The organism is Pseudomonas sp. NPDC088368, from assembly GCF_044753445.1.
GTDB lineage: Bacteria > Pseudomonadota > Gammaproteobacteria > Pseudomonadales > Pseudomonadaceae > Aquipseudomonas > Aquipseudomonas bambusae.
Window position 1 is genome coordinate 165059 of the sequence record NZ_JBIVNG010000013.1, and the last position, 6842, is coordinate 171900.

General features: G+C 58.4%; 5 protein-coding genes. 4 read left to right on the plus strand and 1 reads right to left on the minus strand.

The genetic code is table 11. The annotated features are described in order from the left end of the window. The first annotated feature begins 280 nt into the window (after positions 1–280). From ACIQAL_RS26520 to gmd, 4 genes are read left to right on the plus strand one after another with little or no spacing between them, the layout of a single operon-like run. Positions 281–2014: a type I secretion system permease/ATPase gene (locus ACIQAL_RS26520; RefSeq protein WP_401150569.1), complete on the plus strand. Its 1734-nt coding sequence runs from the start codon at positions 281–283 to the stop codon at positions 2012–2014. 13 nt (positions 2015–2027) lie between these two features. Further along, on the plus strand, positions 2028–3350 hold the full coding sequence (locus tag ACIQAL_RS26525; protein ID WP_401150571.1) for an HlyD family type I secretion periplasmic adaptor subunit: 1323 nt from the start codon (positions 2028–2030) through the stop codon (positions 3348–3350). A gap of 32 nt (positions 3351–3382) precedes the next feature. Further along, positions 3383–4759: a TolC family outer membrane protein gene (locus ACIQAL_RS26530; protein WP_401150605.1), complete on the plus strand. Its 1377-nt coding sequence runs from the start codon at positions 3383–3385 to the stop codon at positions 4757–4759. Then, positions 4756–5802, plus strand: a complete 1047-nt coding sequence (gene gmd / locus ACIQAL_RS26535) for a GDP-mannose 4,6-dehydratase (RefSeq protein WP_166597530.1) — start codon at positions 4756–4758, stop codon at positions 5800–5802. Before ACIQAL_RS26530 ends, gmd begins: the two co-directional genes overlap by 4 nt. 820 nt (positions 5803–6622) lie before the next feature. On the opposite strand, the gene ACIQAL_RS26540 is transcribed toward gmd, so the two are convergent. Then, positions 6623–6842: hypothetical protein (locus tag ACIQAL_RS26540; RefSeq protein ID WP_401150573.1), on the minus strand; the 220-nt coding region annotated here is incomplete at its 5' end.

The window sequence follows — 6842 nt, forward strand, 5'->3', positions numbered from 1 at the left end:
GGGCTGGGCAGCGGGGAGGTTCGCCATTTATTTGGCAAATCGTCCTGGCCGCCGATGAGGTCGACCACAGGCGGGGCCGAGTTTAGGGGCGTTGGCGCAGGTGGGCAAATTTTTTGCATCAGGGCTATTCGTGGCTCCAAAGGCCTTCAGCGTGCAGAGAAAGCTCCTACATGCAGCTTGGAAAATACCTGCGACCCTAAACACCTTTTCATTTGTCAGGAATAGTGGCGATGTTACACTCGCGCGCTTTTCCTGTTACCCATAGCGGCAGTAGTCAAATATGCGCAGCACACATGAAAACAGCTTGCAGGCTGCCCTGAAATCTTGCAGGAGCAGTTTTATCTCGGTCGGCTTTTTCAGCTTGTTCGTCAATGCGCTCATGCTGGTTCCTACCTTCTATATGCTCCAGGTCTACGGCCGGGTGGTAACGAGCGGTAACCTCACCACTTTGTCTGTCCTGACACTGATCATGACCATCCTGGTCATCACCATGGGTTCGCTTGAGTGGATTCGCTCGCGGATCATGGTTCGCGTCAGTACCCGCCTCGACGTGTTGCTCAGCCGCGACGTTTACAAGGCCAGTTTCAAGCGCGCCCTGGACAGTGGCGGTATGGATGCGTCGGCCCAGTCGCTCAACGACCTGACCGGCTTGCGTCAATTCCTGACGGGCAACGGCCTGTTCGCGTTTTTCGACGCCCCGTGGCTGCCGATTTACGTTGCTGTGATGTTCCTGTTCCACCCGTGGTATGGCTGGGTCGCGATTGGCAGTGCCATTGTGTTGCTGATTCTGGCGTACCTCAACGAGCGCTTCACCGGCAAGGCTCTGGGTCAGGCGAACAAAGAAAACATCTCTGCGACGCTCTACACCACCAAAAACCTGCGCAACGCCGAAGTCATCGAATCGATGGGCATGCTCAACACGCTGATCGAGCGTTGGAGCCGTCGTCAGCGCAACGTCCTGCTGTTGCAATCCCATGCCAGCGACCGTGGCGGCGTCATTAGCTCCATTTCCAAAACCTTCCGCATGCTGATTCAGTCGTTGATTCTGGGTCTGGGTGCCTATCTGGCGGTCAACCACGAAATCAGCCCGGGCTTGGTCATCGCCGGCTCCGTGCTGCTGGGTCGCGCCCTGGCGCCAATCGACCTGATCATCGGCAGCTGGAAAGGCTTCATCGCCGCCCGCTCCCAGTATGACCGCCTGAACGACATCCTCGACAAACAGAAAGCCGAGCCTGAGCGCATGTCGCTGCCGGTTCCGCAGGGCAACATCCTGGTCGAGAACCTGATCGTCGGTGCGCCGGGCTCCAAAGCCCCGATCATTCGAGGCATCAGCTTCGCCGTGCCTGCGGGTGCGGTGGTCGGCATCATCGGTCCGAGTGCGTCCGGCAAATCGACGCTGGCCCGTGCGCTGATGGGTGTCTGGGCCCCGCAGCACGGCGTGGTCCGTCTTGATGGCGCCGACATCGCCAATTGGGACAAGCACGAATTGGGTCCGCATTTGGGCTATCTGCCTCAGGACATCGAACTGTTCGAAGGCAGCATCAGCGAAAACATCGCGCGTTTTGCCGACGTTGATCCTGAACTCGTGGTCAAGGCCGCGAAAACGGCGGGCGTCCACGAGATGATCCTGCAACTGCCGGAAGGCTACGACACGGTCATCGGCAGCGACGGCGTCAACCTGTCGGGCGGTCAACGCCAGCGCGTAGGTCTGGCCCGTGCGATCTACGGTTCGCCCCGCCTGATCTTGCTCGACGAGCCCAACTCCAACCTCGACGAAGTGGGCGAGCGTGCGCTTGCCACCGCCATCCAGGAATTGAAACAGACCGGCGCGACGATCTTCGTGATCACGCACCGTACGACGATTCTGTCCCAGCTTGACCGTTTGCTCGTCATGAGCGCCGGTGGCATCAGCATGTACGGTCCGCGCGACCAAGTGATGGAAGAGCTCAACAAGCAACAGATCGCCGCTCAACAAAAAGCCCAAGTGGGCACAGGCGCGACCGCTCGCGCCTGACAGGAAGATATCGATGACCCGCACGCTCAGTATCCAACCCGATAACTTCTCGGATTTACCCGTTTCCGACACCAAGACCCGCCGTCTGGGCTTCACCATCCTGCTGGTGACCTTCGGCATCTTTGGTGTGTGGTCTGCGGTTGCTCCGATCGACGGCGCCGTTTACGCGCCGGGCGTCGTGACCGTGCAAGCCTATCGCAAGACGGTTCAGCACCTGGAAGGCGGCATCGTCAAAGACGTGCTGGTGCATGACGGCGATATCGTCAAGACAGGCGACCCGTTGATTGTGCTCGATGACGCGCAATTGCGCGCCGAGTACGACATGAACCACAACCAGTTGATCGCGGCCAAGGCGATGGAAGCGCGTCTGATCGCTGAGCGCGATAACCTGCCGTCCATCGACTTCGGCTCTATGGCGGAAGCAGACACCCCTCGCGGTGTCGAAGCGCGTGCTGGCGAAACTCAGGTGTTCAACGCCCGTCGCGGCGCGCGTCTGGGGCAGATTTCGGTCTTGCAGGAACGCATTGGTCAGCTGAATCAGCAGATCAAAGGCACCGAAGACATGATCGGCACCAAGAACAACCTCGAAGGCTCGTACACCGGCGAGATTGGTGACCTGAAAGACTTGCTGGCCCAAGGCTTCGTCGACAAACAGCGCATGCTTGAGCAGCAACGCAAGCTGGACATGTTGAAGTCGGAAGTCGCGGATCACCGCTCGACCATCACCAAAACCCGTTTGCAGATCAACGAAACACAATTGCAGATCCTGCAGATCAACAAAGACTTCAACTCTGACGTCGCCAAGCAATTGGCTGAAGTGCAGACCAAAGCCTATGACCTGCAAGAGAAGACCGCTGCGCTGGCTGATCGTCTGACTCGCGTCATTATTCGTGCGCCGGATGACGGCATGGTCATCGGCATGACCGTTCACACCATCGGTGGCGTCGTGCGTCAGGCCACGCCGCTGCTGGACATCGTGCCTTCGGTGTCCGATCTGGTGGTGGAAGCTCAGATTCCGCCGCAAGACATCAACCGCGTTGGCATCGACAAACTGGCCGACATTCGTTTCAGCGCTTTTAACAGCGCGACCACGCCAGTGATTGAAGGCATCGTCACCGCTGTTTCCGCGGACCGCCTGACCAACGAAAAAACAGGCCAGCCGTACTATTTGGCGCGGGTCAAAGTGACCGAAGCCGGTGCGCACAAACTGGGTGACCGCAAGCTGTTGGTGGGTATGCCGGCCGACGTGCTGGTCAAAACCGGCGAGCGGACGATGTTGCAATACCTGTTGCAGCCGGCGCGTAACGCCATCTCGCAATCGTTGATCGAGGAGTGACTGTGCGTCTGTTTCCATGTCTGATGTTGGGAATGCTGGCGCTGCAAGTCCAGGCCGCTGAGCCGAAAACAGCCGAACCCTCGAAGCCCAAGCCCCCGGCGACCAGCGTCAGCGCGAAGACCTATTCCGCTGACCTGATGCAGCTTTATCGTGAATCGCGTCTGGAGGACCCTCGGGTCCTCGCTTCATATTCCCGTGCCCAATCGAGCAAGGAACAGCAGCGCGAAGCGTTCGGCGGGTTGCTGCCGCAGGTGAGTATCAGTGCGGGCAAGAACCGCATCCACCAGGAAAACGAGCTGATCACTCAGTCGTACAGCAGCGAAAACTACGCGCTCCAGCTCAGCCAGCACATTTACAACAAGGCGGCCTGGGAGAACTACGAGAAGTTCAAAAGCCTCGCCAAGCAAGCCGGCGAAGAATCCAAGGAAGCCCAGGCCGAAGCCACCGTCGATCTCGCGCAGCGTTATTTCGCGGCGTTGGCGGCGGACGACGAACTGGAATTGGTGCAGGCCGAGTTGCGCGCCACGCAGAAGAACCTTGATCGGGTCAATGCGCTGTACGCGAAACAACTGGCAATGATTACCGACAAGCTCGACATTCAGGCTCGGGTCGACTCGTTGACGGCGCAGGAAGTAGACGCCCGTAACCAGGTTCGCGTGACCCGTGCGGCGCTGTCGGAGATCATTGGTCGTCCGGTGACCGAGCGTCTTAGCCGTGTGCGTAACGACGTCGAACTCAAAGTTTCGGCTGAAACCCTCGACAGTTGGGTGCAGTTGGCGACCGTCAATAACCCGCAGATTCTCGCCAGCCAACACGCTGTCGAAGCCGCTGAGGCCGCGCTGCGCGGGGGCAAGGGCGGGCATTACCCGACCGTCAGCCTGAACCTCAGCGCGCAAAATACCAACGAAGGTTACAACAACGCATTGGCGCCAAGAACCGATAGCTATGTCGCGGGCGTCAATGTGCAAATTCCGATCTATAGTGGTGGTTCAACCTCTGCGCGCGTTCGTGGTCTGTATCAGGATCAGATTACGGCGGAGGAACAAATGGAGGCGACACGTCGGCAAGTCGTCAAGGAAACGACAAATGCTTACTTGACCGCGGACTCCAGTGTCGAAAAAATACGCGCCAACCGGAACGCCCTCAGTTCTGCCGAGCAATCCAGCATTGCGGCAGACAAGGCGTTTTCTTATGGGGTGGTGAATGCCGTGGACGTGTTGACTGCGACGCAGAACGAGTTCAAGGCTCGTCGCGACCTGCTCAAGACGCAATACGACTTCATCACAAACCTGTTCATTCTCAACCGTTGGGCTGGCAAGCTTTCCGAGGAAAGCGTGGATAGCGTCAACATCTGGTTGAGTAACAACAGTAAAACGGACTCTGTCCCACAGCGGAACATGAAGCAATGAATGCACCCAGCAAATCAGTGATTATCACAGGCGTTACCGGTCAGGACGGCGCCTACCTCACCCAATTGCTTCTCGAAAAAGGCTACAAGGTCTACGGCACCTATCGCCGTACGAGTTCGGTCAACTTTTGGCGTCTGGAAGAAGTCGGCGCGTTGAATCACCCGAACCTGGAACTGGTCGAACATGACCTGACCGACCTGGGCGCGAGCATTCGCCTGCTGCAGAAGGCTGAGCCTTCCGAGATCTACAACCTGGCGGCCCAGAGCTTCGTAGGCGTGTCCTTCGAGCAACCGGTCACCACCGCAGAAATCACCGGCATCGGCGCGGTGAACCTGCTGGAAGCGATCCGCATCGTTAACCCGAAGATCCGCTTCTATCAGGCCTCGACCTCCGAGATGTTCGGCAAGGTGCAACAGGTCCCTCAGACCGAAGCCACCGATTTCTACCCGCGTAGCCCGTACGGCGTGGCCAAGCTCTACGCTCACTGGATGACCATCAACTACCGTGAGTCCTACGGGATCTTCGGTTCCAGCGGCATCCTGTTCAACCACGAATCGCCGCTGCGCGGTAAAGAGTTCGTGACCCGCAAGATCACCGACGCCGTTGCCCGTATTTCGCTGGGCCAGCAGGACGTGCTTGAGTTGGGCAACATGGACGCCAAGCGCGACTGGGGTTTCGCCAAGGAATACGTCGAAGGTATGTGGCGCATGCTGCAAGCCGACGAGCCGGACACCTTCGTTCTGGCCACCAACCGCACCGAAACCGTTCGTGACTTCGTGTCCATGGCGTTCAAGGCTGTGGACATCGAGCTGGAATGGAAAGGCAGCGCTGACAACGAGCACGGCATCGACACCAAGACCGGCAAGACCGTCATTCAGGTCAACCCGAAGTTCTACCGTCCAGCCGAAGTCGAACTGCTGATCGGCGACCCGGAAAAAGCCAAGCGCGTACTGGGCTGGGAAGCCAAGACCACGCTGGAGCAACTGTGTGACCTGATGGTCAAGAGCGACCTGGAACGCGTGAAGTCCGGCAAATCGTTCTGATCTGCCTGCGGCATCCCTTAGGGTGTCGCGGATAGCCGACCTGTGATTTGGCTATATATAGAAGAGGCCGCGTGCGAACGCGGCCTTTTTTATGCCCGTTTCATGGCGTGAAGGCGATTCAGGAGGCTGATCGTTCGGGGCATGCGGTCAGACCTGACAGACCGCATCCACCGGATTTGCCATTGCTGCGCAATGGATCGCGAGCAAGCAACGCTCCCACGCCTTCGGCAGAAGCGGATCGCAATGTAACTTCGCGTTGGTGTTGGCATTCGCTTTTGGTTCTGGCCTAAGGCCGTAGGAGTGCCGGGGTGGCGCTCCACCTTGCCTACGATCTGTCGCGCAGCGGCAGCAAAACCTGATGACTTCGAACCGCCTGACCCTCCGCATACGCCGTGGTTGCCATTGCTGCGCAATGGATCGCGAGCAAGCAACGCTCCCACGCCTTCGGCAGAAGCGGATCGCAATGTAACTTCGCGTTGGTGTTGGCATTGGCTTTTGATTCTGGCCGAAGGCCGTAGGAGTGCCGGGGTGGCGCTCCACCTTGCCTACGATCTGTCGCGCAGCGGCAGCAAAACCTGACGACTTCGATCCGCCTGACCCACCGCATACGCCGTGGTTGCCATTGCTGCGCAATGGATCGCGAGCAAGCAACGCTCCCAGGCCTTCGGCAGAAGCGGATCGCAATGTAACTTCGCGTTGGTGTTGGCATTGGCTTTTGATTCTGGCCGAAGGCCGTAGGAGCTGGCTTGCCTGCGATCCATTGCGAAGCGATGGCAAAACCCGTCCACGCGGTGTGTCAGGTGAATAGAGTTCTCTGGTTTTACTGCCGCTTCGCAGCAGATCGTAGGCAAGCCAACTCCCACGCCTTCGGCAGAAGCGGATCGCAATGTAACTTCGCGTTGGTGTTGGCATTGGCTTTTGATTCTGGCCGAAGGCCGTAGGAGTTGGCTTGCCTGCGATCCATTGCGAAGCGATGGCAAAACCCGTCCACGCGGTGTGTCAGGTGAATAGAGTTCTCTGGTTTTACTGCCGCTTCGCAG